The sequence below is a fragment of the Streptomyces sp. NPDC102360 genome (genome assembly GCF_044766085.1).
GTDB lineage: Bacteria > Actinomycetota > Actinomycetes > Streptomycetales > Streptomycetaceae > Streptomyces.
The window spans coordinates 231,706-251,554 of sequence record NZ_JBIWLG010000008.1; the positions used below are offsets into that span (position 1 = coordinate 231,706).

The window sequence follows — 19,849 nt, forward strand, 5'->3', positions numbered from 1 at the left end:
GTCGGCGCATCTCGCCTGCGGAGTCCACAGGGCGGCCGGATAGCATCTGGCCTCGATGGACACCGAAGCACAGCATGAGGAGCGCGACCGCTCCTCCGAGCCCCATGAGGACACCTCACAGGGCGAGGAGGACCGGTCGCGCTCCTCTTTGTTCTCCGGAGTGGTCGACTGGCTGCCGGGCGGCCGCATCAGCCTGGCCCTGCTGCTGTGCCTGGCGTGCCTGCTGGCCGTCAGTGTCTTCGTGATGCAGCCGTTCCAGATCCCCAGCAGCTCCATGGAGAGCACATTGAGGGTCGGGGACCGCGTTCTCGTAAATAAGTTGGCGTACCGTTTCGGTGCCGAGCCGACCCGTGGCGACGTGGTCGTCTTCGACGGCAGCGGGTACTTCGGCGAGGGCGACTACATCAAGCGCGTCGTGGGCACGGGGGGAGACCGGGTGGCCTGCTGCGACAGCAAGGGGAGGATCGAGGTGAACGGGAAGTCCGTGGACGAGCGCTCCGTGCTGCACGCCGGTGACGCGCCTTCGGAGGTGCCGTTCAACATCGTGGTTCCCGAGGACACCCTCTTTCTGCTCGGTGACCATCGCAGCGACTCCCGTGACTCCCGCGACTACTTGGGCGCACCTGGCGGCGGGTTCGTCCCCCTGGACCAGGTGATCGGCAAGGCCCAGTGGATCGCGTGGCCGACCGGACACTGGCACTCCCTGTCCCGTACGGACCTCTACGCGCGCGTGCCCGCACCCGGCGGCGCCCATGGGTAGGCGGGGCAAATCGCGCAGCCACCGCGGCGACGAGCGGCTGCCCACCGGCAGTCGGCCCACCAGCGGCCCGGAGCAGCAGGGACGGGCCGAGCGGCGCAAGCTCGCCCGTAAGGTGAAGCGCCGCCGAAGGCGCTCCGTGCTGAAGGAGATACCCCTCCTCATAGGCGTGGCCCTGGCCATCGCCCTCGTCCTGAAGACGTTCCTGGTGCAGGCCTTCGTCATCCCGTCGGGCTCCATGGAACAGACGATCAGGATCGGCGACCGGGTTCTGGTCGACAAACTCACTCCCTGGTTCGGCGCGCAGGTGCAGCGCGGCGACGTCGTCGTCTTCAACGACCCGGGGAAGTGGCTCGAGCAGGAGGCCGGCCAGAAGAAAGCGGCCCCGGTCGGCGTGAAGCAGGTCAAGGAGGGCCTGACCTGGATCGGTCTGCTGCCGTCCGACAACGAACGCGACCTCATCAAGCGGGTCGTGGGCGTCGGTGGCGACACCGTGAAGTGCTGCGACACAGAGGGCCGCGTCACGGTGAACGGGACACCGCTCGAAGAGCGTGCGTACATCCATCCCGGCAACGCCCCCTCGAAGTTCGACTTCTCGGTGAAGGTGCCCAAGGGGCGCCTGTTCGTGATGGGCGACCATCGCGCCAACTCCGCGGATTCCCGCTATCACCTCACCGAGGCCTTCAACGGAACCGTGTCCGAGGAGTCCGTCGTGGGGCGGGCCCGGTTCATCGGGTGGCCGATCGGTCACTGGACCTCGCTGTCGGAGCCGCCGACCTTCGCGGCCGTGGCCGACGCGCAAGGAGGCGGGTCGACCGCCGCCTCGGAAACGTCGCATAGGGTGGCCTCCACGTACGGTGCCGGACCGGGCTCGAACGCTTCGGATTCGGAACGATTTATCCCCCTCCCGACCCCTGCGGAACTCCCGCTCGTTATGGGAGTGGTGGGCCTGCATCGGATACGGATCAGGCGGCGGCACGGAGTGAGGAGTGGATGTGGGGGACTTGGCGGTCGGCGCACGGTCAGGGCATGGCCCCGAAGAGGAGCCCGGGCGTTCCGACGACGCGGCGGGTCCGGGTCCCGCGGGCCGGGTGCCCGAGGCGGGTGACGGCTCAACGGCCGAGCCCATGGGCGAGGCGGAGTCGAGCGGTGGGTCGAAGGGCGGATCCAAGAAGTCGCGTTCTTTCTGGAAGGAGCTGCCGCTCCTCATCGTCATCGCGCTCGTCCTCGCGCTGGTGATCAAGACGTTCCTGGTCCAGGCGTTCTCGATCCCTTCGGCGTCGATGGAGAACACGCTGAAGATCGGCGACCGGGTGCTGGTCGACAAGCTCACCCCGTGGTTCGGTTCGGAGCCGGAGCGCGGCGAGGTCATCGTCTTCCACGACCCGGCGAGCTGGCTGGAGGGCGAGCCGACGCCGGAGCCGAACGCCGTGCAGACGGTGCTCAGTTGGGTCGGTCTGATGCCGTCCGCCAACGAGAAGGACCTCATCAAGCGCGTCGTCGGCGTCGGTGGCGACACCGTCGAGTGCAACGGCACGGGCCCGCTCAAGATCAACGGCAAGGCGCTGAACGAGCCGTACGTCTACCCGGGCAACACCCCGTGCAGCGACGACAACGCCGGTGGAACGTTCAAGGTGAAGGTTCCCGAGGGCAAAGTTTGGGTCATGGGTGACCACCGCCAGGACTCCATGGACTCGCGTTACCACCAGAACGACAAGAACGGCGGCTTCGTCCCCGTGGACAACGTCGTGGGTCGCGCCATCGTCGTAGCCTGGCCGCCCACGCACTGGTCGACGCTGCCGGTGCCGGACACCTTCGACCAGTCGGGCCTGGGCGCTGTGGCGAACGTGGCTCCGGGTGCGCTCGGACTCGCGGGCGCGGCGCCGCTGGTGCTGTGGCGCAGGCGCAAGATCAATCAGCGCGTTACCGAGGGGAACACCAGGGTTTCTGCGGCTGGTGGCGCCCGGTAGGGTGCCGTCCCAGATCGCCGATCTTCCGTGGTCCGCACCGTTCCGGGGCTGGTTCGACGAGATCGATTTCTCCGAACCGCGGGAGCAACTGGGATGAGCAGGACGCGTCGTACCAATGAGGGCCACGGCAAGACCGGCAGCGCGCTGTCCGGTATAGCCGTGGCCCTCGGCTGTGTGCTGTTCCTGGGCGGGTTCGTCTGGGGCGCCATCCTGTACCAGCCGTACACCGTGCCCACCGACTCCATGGACCCGACGATCAAGGCGGGTGACCGGGTGCTCGCGGAGCGGATCGACGGCGGCGAGGTCAAGCGCGGCGACGTCGTCGTCTTCCAGGAGAACTCCTGGGGAAACGTTCCGATGGTCAAGCGCGTGGTCGGCGTCGGCGGTGACAAGATCGCCTGCTGCACGGAGAACAAGCTGACCGTGAACGGCGAGCAGATCGACGAGCCGTACCTCCCGAAGGGCGAGAGCGCCTCCCTCACCGGCATCAGGACCACGACCGTCCCGCAGGGCCGGCTCTTCCTGCTCGGTGACCACCGTTCCGACTCCCTGGACTCCAGCGCCCACATCGGCGACAGCGAGAACGGCTCGGTGGAGCGCGGCGCCGTACAGGGCCGGGTGGACGCCCTGGCGTGGCCCATGGCCGGGATGCAGAAGCCCACCGGGTTCGAGGCGCTGCCGGGCGGCATCTCGCAGCCGGGGCCGGTGAAGACGGTCCTGGCGGCCATCGTGGCGGGCGCGGTGCTGGTGCTCGGCGGAGCGGCGTACGGGCCGATCGCGAAGCGCTCGCGGCGCTCGCGCGGGGCGTCCCCGGAGCCGGCCCGTGTCTGAACCCGGCCGCGGACTGCGCAGGGTCGCCCGCGTGGTGCTGCTCGACCCGGAGGAGCGGATCCTGCTCCTGCACGGGCACGAGCCGGGCGACACGGCGGACGACTGGTGGTTCACGCCGGGCGGCGGCCTGGAGGGCGACGAGACGCGTGAAGAGGCCGCCCTGCGGGAACTGGCAGAGGAGACCGGCATCACCGACGTGGAACTGGGGCCTGTGCTGTGGCAGCGGATCTGCTCCTTCCCCTTCGACGGTCGGCGCTGGGACCAGGACGAGTGGTACTTCCTGGCCCGTACGAGGACGCCCTCGGCGGAGCTTGGGGAGATCAACGGGACGGGCCTGACCGACCTGGAGCGCCGCAGCGTCGCGGGAGCGCGCTGGTGGACGTGCCGGGAACTGGCCGAGGCGCATGAGACGGTGTATCCGACCAGACTCGCCGGGCTGCTGAAGCGGCTGCTCGACGAAGGTCCCCCGAGCCGGCCCGAGGTCCTCGACACGGAAATCGTCTAGAGGCGCACGAGGCTGGCGCACAATAGGGGGACGCACGGCTGAAGGGGAACATGCCATGAGCGCCGAGGACCTCGAGAAGTACGAGACCGAGATGGAGCTGAAGCTCTACCGGGAGTACCGCGACGTCGTCGGTCTGTTCAAATACGTGATCGAGACTGAGCGGCGCTTCTACCTCACCAATGACTACGAGATGCAGGTGCACTCGGTCCAGGGCGAGGTGTTTTTCGAGGTGTCGATGGCGGATGCCTGGGTCTGGGACATGTACAGGCCCGCTCGTTTCGTGAAGCAGGTTCGCGTACTCACGTTCAAGGACGTGAACATCGAGGAGCTGAACAAGACCGATCTGGAGCTTCCCGGCAGCTGACCCGCACTGGGCAGCGGGTGATGGGTGATGGGTGATGGGTGATGGGTGACGGAGTTTTCCACAACCCGTAGGTAATTCACCAAGATCCACTTCTTTCCGGCCCGGGCGTCAGCGTGGGTGCCGGAGGTGGTGCCGACGTGAACGCACGGGGAGCACTGGGGAAGTACGGCGAGGATCTGGCCGCGAGGCGGCTGACCGAGGCGGGGATGACGGTGCTCGCGCGCAATTGGCGCGCGGGCAGGTCCGGCGAGATCGACATCGTGGCGCGGGACGGCGATGCGATCGTCGTGTGCGAGGTCAAGACCCGCAGTGGACACAGCGGCGAGGCCGGGGCCTTCGAGCATCCAATGGCCGCGATCACACCGGTCAAGGCGGCGCGGCTGCGTGATCTCGCCGAGCGCTGGGTGCAGGAGCACGGGGGAGCGCCGCCCGGCGGCGTCCGCATCGATCTCGTCGGCGTGCTGCTGCCGGAGCGCGGAGCGCCCTGCGTCGAGCATGTGCGCGGGGTGTCCTGATGGGTTTCGCGCGTACGTGTTCCGTGGCCCTGGTGGGCGTCGAGGGCGTCGTCGTCGAGGTGCAGGCGGACCTGGAGCCGGGCATCGCCGCGTTCACGCTGGTGGGGCTGCCGGACAAGAGCCTCACGGAGAGCCGCGACCGGGTCAGGGCGGCGGTGGTCAACTCCGGGGGCGACTGGCCGCAGAAGAAGCTCACGGTGGGGCTGAGCCCGGCGTCCGTGCCCAAAGGCGGTTCGGGTTTTGATCTCGCCGTCGCTTGCGCCGTGCTCGGCGCCGCTGAGCGGATCGATCCGAAGGTCCTCGCCGACATCGTGATGATCGGGGAGCTGGGGCTCGACGGGCGGGTGCGGCCGGTACGGGGCGTGCTCCCGGCCGTACTCGCGGCGGCCGACGCCGGTTACGAGCAGGTCGTGGTCCCTGAGTGCACGGCCGGGGAGGCGGCCCTCGTGCCGGGCGTATCGGTGCTCGGCGTGCGCAGCCTGCGGCAGCTCATCGCCGTACTCACGGACGAGCCGGTGCCGGACGAGGAGGTGGCGGAAGAGCGGGGGCGTCCTGATCCGATGCTGGCGGGCCTGAGCATGCCCGGCACCGGAGTGGGCACGGGCTTCGGCGGGGCCTCGCACGACGGACCCGGGCTCGACCTCGCCGAGGTCGTCGGGCAGCTGTCCGCCCGCACGGCGATCGAGGTCGCGGCGGCGGGCGGACACCACGTGATGTTGTCGGGGCCACCGGGCGCGGGCAAGACGATGCTGGCCGAGCGGCTGCCCGCCATCCTGCCGCCGCTCACCCGTGAGGAGGCGCTGGAGGTCACGGCGATCCACTCGGTCGCGGGAATGCTGCCGCCGGGCAAATCGATGATCGACACCGCGCCGTACTGCGCGCCGCACCACTCGGCGACCATGCAGTCCCTCGTCGGAGGTGGGCCGGGGGTGGCGCGGCCGGGAGCGGTGTCGCTCTCGCACCGGGGTGTGCTGTTCCTCGACGAGGCCCCCGAATTCAGTGGCAAGGCGCTCGATGCCCTGCGCCAGCCCCTCGAGTCCGGGCATGTGGTGATCGCGCGCAGCGCCGGGGTCGTGCGGCTGCCCGCGCGGTTCCTGATGGCGCTCGCCGCGAACCCCTGCCCCTGCGGGCAGTACCGGGCGCTGGGCGGCGAGTGCGACTGTCCGCCGGCCACGGTCCGCCGCTACCAGGCCAGGCTCTCGGGGCCGCTGCTCGACCGGGTCGACCTGCGCGTCGAGGTGGACCCGGTCACCCGCAACGAGCTGGCGGGGCACGGGCCGCGGGGCGAGAGCACCCAGGTCGTCGCGGACCGGGTGCGCGTGGCCCGGGAGCGGGCGGCGGCCCGTTACGCGGACACCCCGTGGCGGACCAACAGCGAGGTACCGGGCCACGCACTGCGCACCCGCTGGCCCGCGGCGCCCGGCTCCCTGGACGAGGCGGAGCTGGACCTGGAGCGCGGTTTCCTTACGGCGCGCGGCCTCGACCGGGTGCTGCGGGTGGCCTGGACCGTGGCCGACCTCGCCGGGCGGGACCGCCCCTTCGCTCAGGACGTGGCGCTCGCGCTGCAACTGCGGACCGGCATCTCACGCGGGGTGCCGATGGCGATCGGGGCGGGTTCGTGACGGGGGCCGGAATCGCCCACGGGTCAGGCCATGCCCGGCACCGGCGTGGGGTCCCGGTGGTGAGGGTCCGTCGTGGGGTCCTGGTGGTGAGGGTTCGACGTGGGGTCCCGGTGCTGGGGGGCCGGCGTGGGGTCCCGGTGGTGAGGGTTCGACGTGGGGCCCTGGTGGTGAGGGTCCGGCGTGGGGTCCCGGTGGGGAAGGAGAGCGGGGTGTGATGGGTGTGGGAGGTGGTGACGAGGTGCGGCTCGCGCGGGTGCGGCTCACGCGGATCGTGGAGCCGGGCTGGGAGGTCGCCGGGCAGTGGCTGCGCCAGTTCGGGGCCGTGGAGACGGTGCGGCGCATCGAGGCCGGTGGGACGGAGGAACCGCTGCCCGGGGTGCGGGCCGGACGCTGGGCGGGGCTCGTCGCGCGGGCCGCGGACGCACCGCCCGCCGAGCGGGATCTGGCGCGGGCGGCGGCGGCCGGGGCGCGGTTCGTGTGCCCGGGGGACGCCGAGTGGCCTGGGCAGTTGGACGACCTGGGGGACGGCCGGCCGGTGGGACTCTGGGTGCGGGGCGGGCCCAACCTGCGGATGTGGGCGCTGCGCTCGGTCGCCGTGGTGGGCGCGCGTGCCTGCACGGACTACGGGGTGCGGATGGGCGCGAGCCTCGGGGCCGGGCTCGCCGAGCGGGGCTGGGTCGTCGTCTCGGGCGGGGCCTACGGGGTGGACGCCGCCGCCCATCGTGGGGCGCTCGGTGCGACCGGGGCGACGGTGGCCGTGCTCGCCTGCGGCATCGACCGGATCTATCCGCGGGGGCACGCCCAGTTGATCGACAGGGTCGCGGAACAGGGACTCGTGATCGGGGAGTTGCCGCCCGGGGACCATCCGACGCCCAGCCGGTTCATCCTCCGGAACCGGGTGATCGCCGCGCTCACCAGAGGGACGGTCGTGGTGGAGGCGGCCTATCGCAGCGGAGCGCTTGGCACGGTCCGCTGGGCGCAGCGCCTCGGGCGGCACGCGATGGGCGTTCCGGGGCCGGTGACCAGCAGCGTCTCCGCGGGAGTGCATGAACTGCTGCGCAAGGAGGCGGTGCTGGTCACCGACGCCGCGGAAGTCGTGGAGTTGGTCGGGGAGATGGGCGAGCTCGCTCCCGAGCGGCGTGGGCCGGTGCTGCCCCGCGATCTGCTGCCACCCGGTGCGGCGAGGGTGCTCGCCGCGCTTCCCGCGCGCGGAGTGTGCAGCGTCGCCGAGGCCGGCCGCGGCGCGGGGACGAGTCAGGACGAGACGATCGGGAGGTTGTACGAACTGCGCTCTTTGGGGTTCGTCGAACGACACGGCGATGGCTGGCAGTTGACACGCCAGGCGATCGAATCGGTCTTTCCCGGAGGGGAGCTGTTCTGACGCCGGGCGTTGCGCCGTCCGGATGACCCCCCGATGACCTTGGCAATTCCGGCAGTTGGCGCTCCCTCGTGATCGGCCGGGGCGACGGAACCGTCCACGCGCGGCGACGAAGGGAACGTATCTGCGCAACGGCGATCTCCCACCCTTCGCACACTGCGACGCTCCAGTCACGCTACGCTCACCAGGATCCGGGTTCGTCCCCTCCATCCGGAATCAGGTGGGTAGCTCGGTACCAGTCATCACCAGACGGGCAACACGGCATCTTCACAGGCAGAGCGATCACAGCGACCAGTACGTCAGCGACCAGAACCTCAAGCACCCTCGGTTTCCTGGGGACGCAGCAGCAGAACGGCACAAGGCGGCGCATGCCACAACACACCTCAGGGTCCGACCGGGCGGCGGTACCCCCCGCCGCGCGGGGCTCCAGCGTGCGGCCTCCGGCTCCCTCCTCCCTCGAGGAGCTGTGGAGGTCGTACAAGGCGACGGGCGACGAGCGGCTGCGGGAGCAGCTGATCCTGCACTACTCGCCGCTGGTGAAATATGTGGCGGGCCGGGTCAGCGTGGGGCTGCCGCCCAATGTGGAGCAGGCGGACTTCGTCTCGTCCGGGGTCTTCGGGCTCATCGACGCGATCGAGAAGTTCGACATCGAGCGGGAGATCAAGTTCGAGACGTACGCGATCACCCGGATTCGCGGCGCGATGATCGACGAACTGCGTGCGCTGGACTGGATTCCCCGGTCCGTGCGGCAGAAGGCGCGCAATGTGGAGCGCGCCTACGCCACCCTTGAGGCGCAGTTGCGGCGCACTCCTTCCGAGAGCGAAGTCGCCGCGGAGATGGGGGTCGCGCTCGAGGAACTGCACGCGGTTTTCAGTCAGTTGTCGCTGGCGAACGTGGTGGCGCTGGAGGAGTTGCTGCACGTCGGGGGCGAGGGCGGCGGTGACCGGCTCAGCGTCCTGGACACGCTCGAGGACCACGCAGCGGACAACCCGGTGGAGGTCGCGGAGGACCGGGAGCTGCGGCGCTTCCTGGCGCGGGCGATCAACACGCTGCCGGAGCGGGAGAAGACCGTCGTCACGCTCTATTACTACGAGGGCCTGACGCTGGCCGAGATCGGCAATGTGCTCGGGGTCACGGAGAGCAGGGTCAGCCAGATCCATACGAAGTCCGTGCTGCAGTTGCGGGCGAAGCTGGCGAGTTTCGGGCGGTGAGGGGGCGTGGCCGCGCGGTCCGGCGAATCGTGCCTGCCGCGTGTCTGACTCCGGTCAGGGCCCTTGAGGCCCTACCGGCTCCCGTCGCGGGCCGCGTCTTCGTAAAGTGGAGACGTGCCTAGGATTCGAGCGGCCTCCGTGGCCGAGCACCGGTCGATGCAGCGCGGCGCCCTTCTGGACGCGGCGCGTTCCCTGCTGTCCGAGGGCGGGACGGACGCGCTGACGTTCCCCGCGCTCGCGGAGCGGACGGGGCTCGCGCGCTCGTCCGTCTATGAGTACTTCAAGTCGCGCGCAGCCGTGGTCGAGGAGCTGTGCGAGGTCGACTTTCCGGTGTGGGCCGCGGAGGTCGAGGCCGGGATGGCGCGGGCCGGTACGCCCGAGGGCAAGGTCGAGGCGTATGTGCGGGAGCAGCTGGCGCTGGTGGGGGATCGGCGGCACCGGGCGGTCGTCGCCATCTCCGCGAGTGAGCTGGACGCCGGGGCGCGGGAGAAGATCCGGGCCGCGCACGGCGGGCTCGTCGCGATGATCGTCGAGGCGCTCGAGCAGATGGGCCATGCGCAGCCCCGGCTCGCCGCGATGCTGGTCCAGGGCGTGGTGGACGCGGCCGTGCGCAGGATCGAGCTGGGAGCGGCGGAGGAGCCCGACGCGATCGTGGACGCGGCCGTGGGAATGACCCTACGAGGCGTCCACGGCTGAGCCGGGGGTTCAGCCGGCGAGTGGGCCCGGCCACTCCCGCCATCCCCACACCGGCAGCAGTCTCGAAGGTGGTCCGTGTGTCAGTGACGGGTCCAGGAGTGTCAGCGGGTTCAGGTACGTGTCGCCCCGGAGCAGGCCCCAGTGCAGGCATGACGGGGTGGCGGGCGGGCAATGGCCCGTGGGGAGTTGGAGGGTGCCGACCACCTCGCCGGCCGTGATGTGGTCGCCCTTGTGGACCGTGGGTGTCACCGGCTCGTACGTCGTGCGCAGCGGCGGGTCGCCGGTGTCCGGGAGTTCCAGGGACACCACGCCTCGGCCCGCGATCGCGCCCGCGAAGAAGACCCGGCCGTCGACCACCGCGCGTACGGGGGCGTCGATGGGGGCCGCGAGGTCGACGCCGCGGTGGCCGGGCCCGTAGGGCGTCGCGGGAGGCGCCCAGGCGCGGACCACCGAAGGGTGCTCGCCCACCGGCCAGAGGCGGGCGTCCCCCGCTCGTGCCAAGGACGGGAAGGTCAGCGTCACGAACAGCACGACCGTCACCGTGAGTAGTTTTCGCATGGCGCTCAGGTTCCCCCGCGGAGCGGCCCCGCGGGGATCATGGCCGGGAAGCGTGGACTACCGAGCGGTTGTGGACAGCGGCGTCACCCGGTACCTCGTGGGTCCCGTACACTTCAGGTGGCGATCCGGCCCACCGGATCGACTTCGCACGCCCCGACACCGGGCCGCACAGGCTTCGTGTCAGTGGCCTATCGGTCCCGTACGACCGCCTCGCAAGAGCGCGAGCGTACGCGGCAGGCACACGCAGTGGGCGTCAGGAAACAACCGAGAACACCAGAGGAGTACGGCCATGGCCGTCGTCACGATGCGGGAGCTGCTGGAAAGCGGCGTCCACTTCGGTCACCAGACCCGTCGTTGGAACCCGAAGATGAAGCGCTTCATCTTCACGGAGCGCAACGGCATCTACATCATCGACCTTCTCCAGTCGCTGTCGTACATCGACCGCGCCTACGAGTTCGTCAAGGAGACCGTCGCCCACGGCGGCACGGTCATGTTCGTCGGCACGAAGAAGCAGGCGCAGGAGGCCATCGCCGAGCAGGCGACCCGCGTCGGCATGCCCTACGTGAACCAGCGCTGGCTGGGCGGCATGCTCACCAACTTCTCGACCGTCTACAAGCGTCTGCAGCGCCTCAAGGAGCTCGAGCAGATCGACTTCGAGGACGTCGCCGCGTCCGGTCTCACCAAGAAGGAGCTTCTCGTGCTCTCGCGCGAGAAGGCCAAGCTGGAGAAGACCCTCGGTGGTATCCGCGAGATGTCCAAGGTGCCCAGCGCCGTCTGGATCGTGGACACCAAGAAGGAGCACATCGCTGTCGGCGAGGCCCGGAAGCTCAACATTCCGGTCGTCGCGATCCTCGACACGAACTGTGACCCCGACGAGGTCGACTACAAGATCCCGGGCAACGACGACGCGATCCGCTCCGTCACCCTGCTCACCCGCGTGATCGCCGACGCCGTCGCCGAGGGCCTCATCGCCCGCTCCGGCGTGGCCACGGGCGACCAGAAGCCGGGCGAGAAGGCCGCCGGCGAGCCCCTCGCCGAGTGGGAGCGCGACCTGCTCGAGGGCGAGAAGAAGGCCGACGACAAGGCTGAGGCGAAGCCCGCCGAGGCTGAGGCCGAGGCCAAGACCGAGGAGAAGGCTGCGGAGGCTCCGGCCGCCGAGGCTGCCGCCCCCGCCGAGGCCCCGGCTGAGGCCCCCGTCGAGGCCCCGGCCGCGGACGCCGAGCAGGCCTGACCCGCACGGGATTCGGTTTCATGAGGTGACGGCGGGGGTCGACTGCGGCCCCCGCCTTCACCCGTGACCGTCACCTTCGTTCTCCCACTGCTTCAGACTTCGTAGAGAGAAACCAGGATCATGGCGAACTACACCGCCGCTGACGTCAAGAAGCTCCGCGAGCTCACGGGCGCCGGCATGATGGACTGCAAGAAGGCGCTCGACGAGGCCGACGGCAGCGTCGACAAGGCCGTCGAGGCCCTGCGCATCAAGGGCCAGAAGGGCGTCGCCAAGCGCGAGGGCCGTTCCGCCGAGAACGGCGCGGTCGTCTCCCTCATCGCCGACGACAACACCTCCGGTGTCCTCGTCGAGCTGAAGTGCGAGACGGACTTCGTCGCCAAGAGCCCGAAGTTCCAGGCCGTCGCCGACCAGCTGGTCGCCCACGTCGCCAAGACGTCCCCGGCCGACCTCGAGGCGCTGCTCGCCTCCGAGATCGAGGCCGGCAAGACCGTCCAGGCCTTCGTCGACGAGGCCAACGCCAACCTCGGCGAGAAGATCGTCCTGGACCGCTTCGCGCAGTTCTCGGGCGCTTACGTCTCCGCGTACATGCACCGCACCATGCCCGACCTGCCCCCGCAGATCGGTGTTCTGGTCGAGCTGGACAAGGCCGACGCCGAGCTGGCCAAGGGCATCGCTCAGCACATCGCCGCCTTCGCGCCGAAGTACCTCACCCGTGAGGACGTTCCGGCCGAGATCGTCGAGTCCGAGCGCCGCGTCGCCGAGGAGACCACTCGCGCCGAGGGTAAGCCGGAGGCCGCGCTCCCGAAGATCGTCGAGGGTCGCGTCAACGGCTTCTTCAAGGAGGCCACGCTGCTCGGTCAGCCGTACGCCCTCGACAACAAGAAGTCCGTCGAGAAGGTCCTCCAGGAGGCCGGTGTCACCCTGAAGCGCTTCTCGCGCATCAAGGTCGGCATCTGAGTCCGTACCGCGACAGACGCGAGACCCCGCTAGGGTCGACAGCAGTCGCCCGGGAACGCGCCGGACGACCGCAGTTGTGACGAGGAGGCCATTGCCGCGCATGGGATGCGAACCACCCCACCGGCAGTGGCCTTCTTCGTATGTGTGCCAAGCAAAAGAGGCGAGAATCCCATGACCACCACCCAGGCCGACACAGCCGATAAAGGCGACAAGAGCGACGAAGGCAAAGGCGCGGGGCGCTTTCTGCTGAAGCTTTCCGGTGAGGCGTTCGCCGGGGGCGGGGGTCTGGGCGTCGACCCCGACGTGGTGCACGCCATTGCCCGTGAGATCGCGGCCGTCGTACGGAGCGGATACCAGATCGCCGTCGTCATCGGCGGCGGCAACTTCTTCCGCGGCGCCGAACTGCAGCAGCGCGGCATGGACCGCGCCCGCAGCGACTACATGGGCATGCTCGGCACGGTCATGAACTGCCTGGCCCTCCAGGACTTCCTGGAGAAGGAGGGCATCGACTGCCGCGTGCAGACCGCCATCACCATGGGGCAGGTCGCCGAGCCGTACATCCCGCTGCGCGCCGTGCGGCACCTGGAGAAGGGCCGCGTCGTCATCTTCGGCGCCGGGATGGGCATGCCGTACTTCTCCACCGACACCACCGCCGCGCAGCGCGCCCTGGAGATCGACGCCCAGGCGCTGCTCATGGGCAAGAACGGTGTCGACGGCGTCTACGACTCGGACCCGAAGGCCAACCCCGAGGCCGTGAAGTTCGACGGGCTCAGCTACGGCGAGGTCATCACCCGCGACCTGAAGGTCGCCGACATGACCGCGATCACCCTGTGCCGCGACAACAAGCTGCCGATCCTCGTCTTCGAGCTCATCACGTCGGGCAATATCGCCCGTGCCGTCAAGGGTGAGAAGATCGGGACCCTCGTGGGCGAAGAGGGCTCCCGCGCCTGACCCCCTCCCGTCCCCCTGGGAACCCCGGGTCCTCGGAGGTTCCCCGAGGGATGGACAATGTCCTGCCGGTCGGACACCGTGCAGGAAAGACACGCGACGCAGCCGACCGCGCCCCCGTGCCCGGCCGGGCCTCACTCAAGACACGCAGGAGCAAGTGGTGATCGAAGAGACCCTCCTCGAGGCCGAGGAAAAGATGGAGAAGGCCGTCGTCGTCGCCAAGGAGGACTTCGCCGCGATCCGCACAGGGCGTGCGCACCCGGCGATGTTCAACAAGATCGTGGCCGACTACTACGGCGCGCTGACGCCGATCAACCAGCTGGCCTCGTTCTCGGTTCCCGAGCCGCGGATGGCCGTGGTGACCCCGTTCGACAAGAGCGCGCTGCGCAACATCGAGCAGGCGATCCGCGACTCCGACCTCGGCGTCAACCCGAGCAATGACGGAAGCATTATTCGGGTGAACTTCCCGGAGCTCACGGAGGAGCGCCGCCGCGACTACATCAAGGTCGCCAAGGCCAAGGCGGAGGACAGCAAGGTGTCCATCCGCTCGGTGCGCCGCAAGGCCAAGGAAGCCATCGACAAGGCGATCAAGGACGGCGACGTCGGCGAGGACGAGGGCCGCCGCGGCGAGAAGGAACTGGACGACACCACCACGAAGTACGTGGCCCAGGTCGACGAGCTGCTCAAGCACAAGGAAGCCGAGCTGCTCGAAGTCTGAGCGAGCGCGGAAGATCGAGGTTCGAGGAATCCGTGAACGACTCTTCCTGGGGTGCGCCGACCGGTCCCGGACACTGGGGCCCGACCGACGACCATGGGTCCGCCCCTGGTCACGGGCCCGCGTACGGGCAGGCGCCGGCGTACGGCCAAGGGCCGTCGCACAACCAAGGACCGTCGTACGACCACGGGCGCGCTCCGGCGGGTCCCGCGTACGAACGGCACGCGGTCGATGAGACTCGGCCCATGCCCATCGTGCCCGATATGCCTGATACGCCTTCTGGTGACGGAAGGGGCGACGACCAGGACGACCGGGGGGCCGCTCGGCTGAGTGGTCCCCTGTTCCGCGACGAGGTGCCGCTCCGGCCGGAGTCGACCGAGCGGCCGCCGCGGCCCGCGGAGCCCGCCCGGTCCGCGGAGCCTTCGGGGTTCTCGCAGTCTTCGGGGTCCTCGCAGCCCGAACCGCCCAAGAAGAAGAGTGCGGGCCGGGACCTCGGGGCGGCCATAGGCGTCGGTGTCGGGCTCGGCGCGGTGGTCATCGGTTCGCTGTTCATCGTCAAGGCCGTGTTCGTCGGCGTGATAGCGGTCGCCGTCGTCGTCGGCCTGTGGGAGCTGACCTCGCGGCTCGAGGAGCGCAAGGGCATCAGGGCGCCGCTCGTGCCGCTCGCCGTCGGCGGTGCGGCCATGGTGGTGGCCGGGTACGTACGGGGCGCCGAGGGTGCCTGGGTGGCGATGGCGCTGACCGCGCTCGCGGTTCTCGTGTGGCGGATGACGGAGCCGCCCGAGGGGTACCTGAAGGACGTCACGGCGGGGGTCTTCGCGGCCTTCTACGTGCCGTTCCTCGCGACCTTCGTGGCGATGATGCTCACCGCGGACGACGGGGCGTGGCGCGTGCTCACGTTCCTGATCCTGACGGTCGTCAGCGACACGGGGGCGTACGCGGTCGGCTGGCGCTTCGGCAAGCACAAGCTCGCGCCGCGCATCAGCCCCGGCAAGACCCGCGAGGGCCTGCTGGGTGCCGTCTCGTTCGCCATGGTGGCGGGCGTGCTGTGCATGCAGTTCCTGGTGGACGACGGCACGTGGTGGCAGGGCCTCGTCATGGGTGCCCTCGTCGCGGCCAGCGCGACCCTCGGTGACCTCGGCGAGTCCATGATCAAGCGGGACCTCGGGATCAAGGACATGGGGACGCTGCTGCCGGGCCACGGCGGAATCATGGACCGGCTCGACTCCCTGCTGCCGACGGCCCCGGTCGTATGGCTGCTCCTGGTGCTGTTCGTCGGTTCCTGAAGCACGCCCGGGTTCCTGAAGGCGCCCAGGCCCCTCAAGAACACCCGCGCGAGAGCCCCTGTCCGTAACCGGACGGGGGCTCTCCGTATATGTCCTGCGCGGACTTGTGAAGACCTGTTCACGAAGGTGGGCGGGTTCATTGAGGGGGGCTTGCGGGCGTTCTTTACGCTGAAGTAACAACGTGCCTCATGAACATCTTCGGTCGCAGCTTCACATCCCGGCGCGCAGAGGGATCCGCCGCTCCGGGGGCCGCTGCTCAGGGGGCCGCCGGCACCGCAGTACTGCCCGACCCGGCCGGCCACGACCCCTCCATGGCGGCGCTCTCCGGCGCCTGGATGGTCGACCCGGCACACAGCAGGATCGGGTTCTCCGTCCGGCACGCCATGGTGACGACGGTGCGCGGCGCCTTCACGGAGTACCAGAGCCGCCTCTACTTCGACGGCGAGGACCCCTCGCGCTCCTCCGCCGAGCTCGTCCTCGCCACGGCGAGCGTCGACACCGGTGTCGAGCAGAGGGACGCCCACGTGATGGGCCGTGACTTCCTGAACGCCTCCCAGTACCCGCGGATGACCTTCAAGAGCACCGCGGTGGAACTGGCTGGCGACGATGTCTACCGGATGCACGGCGATCTCACCATCAAGGACGTCGCTCGCCCCGTCGTCCTCGAACTCACCTACATCGGCTTCGTCACGGACGCCTTCGGCGACGAACGCGTCGGCTTCGACGGCACCACCACCATCAACCGCACCGACTGGGGCCTCATGTACAACGCCCGCCTCGCCCAGGGCGGCAACATGGTCAGCGAAAAGGTCCGCCTCCAGTTCGACATCGCGGCCATCCGTACCCCGTCGGGCCGCTGATCCCACGGGCGCACAGGTCACCCTCGTAGATCTGCGACGCTGGAGGCGCTATGCCTAAGCTCGGAGAACTATCGGTGACCCGGCATCAAAAAGGCCCCCGACCTGCGCGTTCGGCGCGGATCAGGGGCCTGTTTTGGCTTACGGGGCCGTGTCTGGGCCGTCAGGCTCGGGAGGCGGCGGCAGGAATGGGCGTACACGCGCAGGGTGAGGGCCGGGCCAGCGTGACCGAGGTACTGGCTCACGGCTCTCCCCGGCGTCGAGGAGGACGGACGCGTAGAAGTGCCTGAGCGCGTGCATGCCGTGCTCGTGCGCCGACTGGCACCTCTGGCCTGGTCCGGGCGTCCCGGATGAGCTTCACCTGTCGGACCACGCGCAGGGTGCCGGCCTCGAATCGATTGCGTTCTCGGGGAGACCCACGATCTCTCCCTGACGGAGGCCGCACGGCACTCCGTGTCGGTAGCTGGAGTGGTGGCGCGCTCCGCTTGAGCGTCAGGGGCCACGTCCGCACCACTACGTGTGGGGCGACGGCGGACGGGATGGGAGTTGGGTGGTGAGTTGCGTGGGGCTGTACGTGCAGGTCAGCGCGCGCGAGGGATGACCACGACCTGAACATCGTCTTCGTAGATCACGCGCCCTGGGTCGGTCGACTTCACCATGCGACAGTCCACGTCGTGCTCAGCCAGGATCTCTAGGTAACCCGCCACACGCTCGATGAGATGGGCCGCCGAAGGCTTGAACCAGGCCGTGGCCCCGGCATTGACAGCTGGGTCGTACACGCTCGGGTCAACGGTGGACGGGTCCGTATACGCAGCGTCGTACCAAGCATTGTTCTCGCTCCGGAACCGTTCTTGGTCAGTCGTCAGCTGCCCGTCGCGGCCAAGGTTGTTGACCAGCCCGAACACGCCCTTGAACTGGCCTCGCTCGTCAGGCAAGGTCGACTGAAACCGCACATACTCGTTAGCCATCACGCGATGTTGCCACGCACTTCCCGACGTTGGGATCTCTTTCCGGGCCGTGCCACATCCGTGCCTGGTCACCCGGGCAACCACGGGGGACGGCAGGCATGAAGTCGGCTGAGTCGAGGGGGTGTCAGAGCGCTCCCTCGCAGTTCAGACGCTCGACCTCCCCCAGATCACCCGAGCTTCCCAAGAAACAACGGACCCCCCGTCCTCCGATGAGGAGGCGGGGGTCTGACCGAAACCGTCGGGGCTACAGGGAGGCGTAGCGGTCGACGCTGAGGACCTTCACGGTCATGGTGCCCGACGGGGCGTCGTCGGTGAAGCCGTCAGCGTTGGTGGAGACCTTCTGGTCGGGGGCGACGGAGGTCTCAAGCGCGTAGCCGGTCTCGATGCGGTTGCCGTCGGCGTCGAGGAACTCGACCTCGATGTCGTAGTCGGAGGTCTTGGAAGTGTGGTTGGTGATCGTCACGGGGGCCTTGAGGGAGCCGTAGCCGTCGGAGGTGGGCTCGCCGATCTTGATGTCGTCCTTCGGCGCGTTGTTCTTGTTGGTCGACGTCGTCCGCGGGCTGTCGTCGCTCTTCTTACCGGCCGAGGAAGTCGAGCTGGACGAGCTGTCCTTCTTGCCTCCGGCTTCGGCCTCGGCGTCGCCTCCGCCGCCGACCACGGCGGACATGATGCCGACGGCCGCCAGTGTTCCGACTCCACCGAAAACAATCTTCTTACCCATGCCCATCGGGGGCGCTCCTTCGTGAATGAGCCAGCAGGGGTGCCACCCTCCGGAGGTGCGCATCAGCCCTGCTGGCACGTTCCATGCTCCGGATCGGGTGGCCGGCTCAGAGGCTGCAAAAGTCCCTCATCGGGGAGCACAAAGTCCCGTCTCTGTGGATCAATCACGTGATGCCCAGACACGCTCTGGTCGCGACCCAAAAACATGCCTCTGGCAGTGGAGCTCCGGCAGTGGGGCCGGGGCCGGCATTGTCGGGAGCGGGCCCGTGGATGGCTGCGGGATGGGAGCTCGGTTGGGCTGTGGGCTGGGGAAACGGGTCGGGCGCCGGGCCGCCTGTGGGCCGTCCGAAGGGGCTCAAGGGCGACGGACAGTGACCGACGATGACAGGGGGCAGGAGCTTCAGGCTCAGGTCACCCTCGTAGATCTGCGACACTGGAACCGCTATGCCTAAGCCCGGAGAACTGACGTTCGTCGCCCCCCGCGGGGCCAAGAAGCCGCCGCGGCACCTTGCTGATCTTTCGCCTGCTGAGCGGAAGGAAGCCGTTGCCGCGATCGGTGAGAAGCCGTTTCGCGCCAAGCAGCTCTCGCAGCACTACTTCGCGCGGTACGCGCACGATCCCGCGGAGTGGACCGACATCCCCGCGGGGTCGCGCGAGAAGCTGCGGGAGGCGTTGCTGCCGGAGCTGATGACCGTCGTGCGGCATCTGTCGACCGACCAGGACACCACGCGCAAGACGCTGTGGAAGCTGTTCGACGGGACGCTCGTGGAGAGCGTTCTCATGCGGTACCCGGATCGCGTGACGATGTGCATCTCGTCGCAGGCGGGCTGTGGCATGAACTGTCCGTTCTGTGCCACCGGGCAGGCCGGGCTCGACCGGAATCTGTCGACCGGTGAGATCGTGCATCAGATTGTCGATGGGATGCGGGCGCTGAGGGACGGGGAGATCCCCGGGGGCCCCGCGCGGCTCAGCAACATCGTGTTCATGGGCATGGGCGAGCCGCTCGCCAACTACAAGCGGGTCATCCAGGCCATTCGCGCGCTCACCGACCCGGAGCCGGACGGGGTCGGGCTCAGCCAGCGCGGCATCACCGTGTCGACGGTGGGACTCGTGCCCGCCATCAACCGGTTCACCGACGAGGGCCTCAAGTGCCGGCTCGCGATCTCGCTGCACGCCCCCGACGACGAGCTGCGCGACACCCTCGTCCCCGTCAATACGCGGTGGAACGTGCGCGAGGTGCTCGACGCCGGGTTCGAGTACTCCGCGAAGTCCGGGCGTCGGCTGTCCATCGAGTACGCGCTCATCCGGGACATCAACGACCAGGCGTGGCGTGGTGACCGGCTCGGGCGGATGCTCAAGGGGAAGCCTGTCCATGTCAATCTGATCCCCTTGAACCCGACCCCGGGGTCGAAGTGGACCGCTTCGCGGCCCGAGGACGAGAAGGCCTTCGTCAACGCCATCGCTGCCCACGGCGTCCCCGTGACCATCCGGGACACCCGTGGCCAGGAGATCGACGGAGCCTGTGGACAGCTGGCGGCCACCGAGAGGTAGCCTGGCCATCATCAGTAAGTAAGTACGACAACTGAATCTGCATTCCGACAGGGGAGCGCCACAGCGCTGAGAGTGCGGCATCGGCCGCAGACCCTCTGGACCTTGCCCGGGTCATTCCGGGTAGGAAGTTCGGACACCACTCAAGCTGTTGCGCCCTGCCCGGAGCCCCGGCCGTTCTCGCCGAAGAACTGCCAGAGGACTCCGGGCAG

Annotated in this window: 21 protein-coding genes and 1 riboswitch; of the genes, 18 read left to right on the top strand and 3 right to left on the bottom strand. The window is 69.1% G+C overall.

The features are described from left to right. The first annotated feature begins 55 nt into the window (after positions 1–55). The 11 genes from lepB (ACIRHA_RS28685) (at position 56) to ACIRHA_RS28735 (ending at position 9,849) form a co-directional block, all read left to right on the top strand. Entirely contained in the window at positions 56–760 is a 705-nt protein-coding gene (gene lepB, locus ACIRHA_RS28685) for a signal peptidase I (protein ID WP_403851636.1), read from the top strand. Beyond that, entirely contained in the window at positions 753–1,865 is a 1,113-nt protein-coding gene (gene lepB, locus ACIRHA_RS28690) for a signal peptidase I (protein WP_403851639.1), read from the top strand. The genes lepB (ACIRHA_RS28685) and lepB (ACIRHA_RS28690) overlap by 8 nt, the downstream gene beginning before the upstream one ends. Further along, positions 1,753–2,727: a signal peptidase I gene (gene lepB / locus ACIRHA_RS28695; protein ID WP_403851641.1), complete on the top strand. Its 975-nt coding sequence runs from the start codon at positions 1,753–1,755 to the stop codon at positions 2,725–2,727. Before lepB (ACIRHA_RS28690) ends, lepB (ACIRHA_RS28695) begins: the two co-directional genes overlap by 113 nt. Before the next feature lie 93 nt (positions 2,728–2,820). Further along, entirely contained in the window at positions 2,821–3,558 is a 738-nt protein-coding gene (gene lepB, locus ACIRHA_RS28700; protein ID WP_403851644.1) for a signal peptidase I, read from the top strand. Then, positions 3,551–4,063 carry an NUDIX hydrolase gene (locus ACIRHA_RS28705; RefSeq protein ID WP_403851647.1) on the top strand — a complete coding sequence of 171 codons (513 nt, stop codon included), beginning with the start codon at positions 3,551–3,553 and terminating at the stop codon, positions 4,061–4,063. The genes lepB (ACIRHA_RS28700) and ACIRHA_RS28705 overlap by 8 nt, the downstream gene beginning before the upstream one ends. A 55-nt stretch (positions 4,064–4,118) precedes the next feature. Then, the gene (locus ACIRHA_RS28710; protein ID WP_008737534.1) at positions 4,119–4,427 is read left to right on the top strand and encodes a DUF2469 domain-containing protein; all 309 of its coding nucleotides are present in this window, start codon (positions 4,119–4,121) and stop codon (positions 4,425–4,427) included. A 137-nt stretch (positions 4,428–4,564) separates the two neighbouring features. Continuing rightward, positions 4,565–4,942: a YraN family protein gene (locus ACIRHA_RS28715; RefSeq protein WP_403851650.1), complete on the top strand. Its 378-nt coding sequence runs from the start codon at positions 4,565–4,567 to the stop codon at positions 4,940–4,942. Beyond that, positions 4,942–6,564 carry a YifB family Mg chelatase-like AAA ATPase gene (locus ACIRHA_RS28720; RefSeq protein WP_403851653.1) on the top strand — a complete coding sequence of 541 codons (1,623 nt, stop codon included), beginning with the start codon at positions 4,942–4,944 and terminating at the stop codon, positions 6,562–6,564. Before ACIRHA_RS28715 ends, ACIRHA_RS28720 begins: the two co-directional genes overlap by 1 nt. Positions 6,565–6,778: 214 nt before the next feature. Then, entirely contained in the window at positions 6,779–7,945 is a 1,167-nt protein-coding gene (gene dprA / locus ACIRHA_RS28725; protein ID WP_403851656.1) for a DNA-processing protein DprA, read from the top strand. A gap of 365 nt (positions 7,946–8,310) precedes the next feature. Further along, positions 8,311–9,153 carry an RNA polymerase sigma factor WhiG gene (gene whiG, locus ACIRHA_RS28730; RefSeq protein ID WP_351336349.1) on the top strand — a complete coding sequence of 281 codons (843 nt, stop codon included), beginning with the start codon at positions 8,311–8,313 and terminating at the stop codon, positions 9,151–9,153. A gap of 138 nt (positions 9,154–9,291) precedes the next feature. Further along, positions 9,292–9,849 (top strand): TetR/AcrR family transcriptional regulator, encoded by a 558-nt coding sequence (locus ACIRHA_RS28735; protein WP_403852154.1) that lies wholly within the window; start codon positions 9,292–9,294, stop codon positions 9,847–9,849. Positions 9,850–9,858: 9 nt separating this feature from the next. Here ACIRHA_RS28735 and ACIRHA_RS28740 read toward each other — a convergent pair whose 3' ends face one another. Then, positions 9,859–10,407 (bottom strand): M23 family metallopeptidase, encoded by a 549-nt coding sequence (locus ACIRHA_RS28740; protein ID WP_403851660.1) that lies wholly within the window; start codon positions 10,405–10,407, stop codon positions 9,859–9,861. A gap of 289 nt (positions 10,408–10,696) precedes the next feature. On the opposite strand from ACIRHA_RS28740, the gene rpsB reads away from it, so the two are divergent. From rpsB to ACIRHA_RS28770, 6 genes are all read left to right on the top strand, one after another. Next, positions 10,697–11,638 (top strand): 30S ribosomal protein S2, encoded by a 942-nt coding sequence (gene rpsB / locus ACIRHA_RS28745; protein WP_403851663.1) that lies wholly within the window; start codon positions 10,697–10,699, stop codon positions 11,636–11,638. 120 nt (positions 11,639–11,758) lie between these two features. Then, entirely contained in the window at positions 11,759–12,595 is an 837-nt protein-coding gene (gene tsf / locus ACIRHA_RS28750; protein ID WP_403851666.1) for a translation elongation factor Ts, read from the top strand. A 171-nt stretch (positions 12,596–12,766) separates the two neighbouring features. Beyond that, complete coding sequence (gene pyrH / locus ACIRHA_RS28755) at positions 12,767–13,546, top strand: UMP kinase (RefSeq protein ID WP_403851668.1); 780 nt, start codon at positions 12,767–12,769, stop codon at positions 13,544–13,546. A gap of 157 nt (positions 13,547–13,703) precedes the next feature. Then, a complete protein-coding gene (gene frr / locus ACIRHA_RS28760) occupies positions 13,704–14,261 on the top strand; it encodes a ribosome recycling factor (protein WP_403851671.1) in 558 nt (185 codons plus the stop codon). A gap of 32 nt (positions 14,262–14,293) precedes the next feature. Next, a complete protein-coding gene (locus ACIRHA_RS28765) occupies positions 14,294–15,544 on the top strand; it encodes a phosphatidate cytidylyltransferase (RefSeq protein WP_403851674.1) in 1,251 nt (416 codons plus the stop codon). 188 nt (positions 15,545–15,732) lie between these two features. Next, positions 15,733–16,404, top strand: a complete 672-nt coding sequence (locus ACIRHA_RS28770; RefSeq protein WP_403851677.1) for a YceI family protein — start codon at positions 15,733–15,735, stop codon at positions 16,402–16,404. A 578-nt stretch (positions 16,405–16,982) separates the two neighbouring features. On the opposite strand, the gene ACIRHA_RS28775 is transcribed toward ACIRHA_RS28770, so the two are convergent. Together ACIRHA_RS28775 and ACIRHA_RS28780 are read right to left on the bottom strand one after the other, a co-directional pair. Next, on the bottom strand, positions 16,983–17,369 hold the full coding sequence (locus tag ACIRHA_RS28775) for a hypothetical protein (protein ID WP_403851680.1): 387 nt from the start codon (positions 17,367–17,369) through the stop codon (positions 16,983–16,985). A gap of 244 nt (positions 17,370–17,613) precedes the next feature. After that, positions 17,614–18,090: an FxLYD domain-containing protein gene (locus ACIRHA_RS28780; protein ID WP_403851683.1), complete on the bottom strand. Its 477-nt coding sequence runs from the start codon at positions 18,088–18,090 to the stop codon at positions 17,614–17,616. Positions 18,091–18,533: 443 nt separating this feature from the next. Between ACIRHA_RS28780 and rlmN the strand changes: the two genes are divergently transcribed. Further along, entirely contained in the window at positions 18,534–19,640 is a 1,107-nt protein-coding gene (gene rlmN / locus ACIRHA_RS28785; RefSeq protein WP_403851686.1) for a 23S rRNA (adenine(2503)-C(2))-methyltransferase RlmN, read from the top strand. Positions 19,641–19,679: 39 nt separating this feature from the next. Continuing rightward, a riboswitch (TPP riboswitch) is annotated at positions 19,680–19,785 on the top strand. Positions 19,786–19,849: the final 64 nt, after the last annotated feature.

Excerpts from the sequence above, each read along its gene's own strand:
- dprA (WP_403851656.1), top strand. The coding sequence starts at position 6,779 with ATGGGTGTGGGAGGTGGTGACGAGGTGCGGCTCGCGCGGGTGCGGCTC.
- ACIRHA_RS28710 (WP_008737534.1), top strand. The coding sequence starts at position 4,119 with ATGAGCGCCGAGGACCTCGAGAAGTACGAGACCGAGATGGAGCTGAAG.
- lepB (WP_403851639.1), top strand. The coding sequence starts at position 753 with ATGGGTAGGCGGGGCAAATCGCGCAGCCACCGCGGCGACGAGCGGCTG.
- tsf (WP_403851666.1), top strand. The coding sequence starts at position 11,759 with ATGGCGAACTACACCGCCGCTGACGTCAAGAAGCTCCGCGAGCTCACG.
- lepB (WP_403851644.1), top strand. The coding sequence starts at position 2,821 with ATGAGCAGGACGCGTCGTACCAATGAGGGCCACGGCAAGACCGGCAGC.
- ACIRHA_RS28740 (WP_403851660.1), bottom strand. The coding sequence starts at position 10,407 with ATGCGAAAACTACTCACGGTGACGGTCGTGCTGTTCGTGACGCTGACC.
- whiG (WP_351336349.1), top strand. The coding sequence starts at position 8,311 with ATGCCACAACACACCTCAGGGTCCGACCGGGCGGCGGTACCCCCCGCC.
- lepB (WP_403851636.1), top strand. The coding sequence starts at position 56 with ATGGACACCGAAGCACAGCATGAGGAGCGCGACCGCTCCTCCGAGCCC.
- pyrH (WP_403851668.1), top strand. The coding sequence starts at position 12,767 with ATGACCACCACCCAGGCCGACACAGCCGATAAAGGCGACAAGAGCGAC.
- rpsB (WP_403851663.1), top strand. The coding sequence starts at position 10,697 with ATGGCCGTCGTCACGATGCGGGAGCTGCTGGAAAGCGGCGTCCACTTC.
- ACIRHA_RS28720 (WP_403851653.1), top strand. The coding sequence starts at position 4,942 with ATGGGTTTCGCGCGTACGTGTTCCGTGGCCCTGGTGGGCGTCGAGGGC.
- ACIRHA_RS28780 (WP_403851683.1), bottom strand. The coding sequence starts at position 18,090 with ATGGGTAAGAAGATTGTTTTCGGTGGAGTCGGAACACTGGCGGCCGTC.
- ACIRHA_RS28775 (WP_403851680.1), bottom strand. The coding sequence starts at position 17,369 with ATGGCTAACGAGTATGTGCGGTTTCAGTCGACCTTGCCTGACGAGCGA.
- ACIRHA_RS28770 (WP_403851677.1), top strand. The coding sequence starts at position 15,733 with ATGAACATCTTCGGTCGCAGCTTCACATCCCGGCGCGCAGAGGGATCC.
- rlmN (WP_403851686.1), top strand. The coding sequence starts at position 18,534 with ATGCCTAAGCCCGGAGAACTGACGTTCGTCGCCCCCCGCGGGGCCAAG.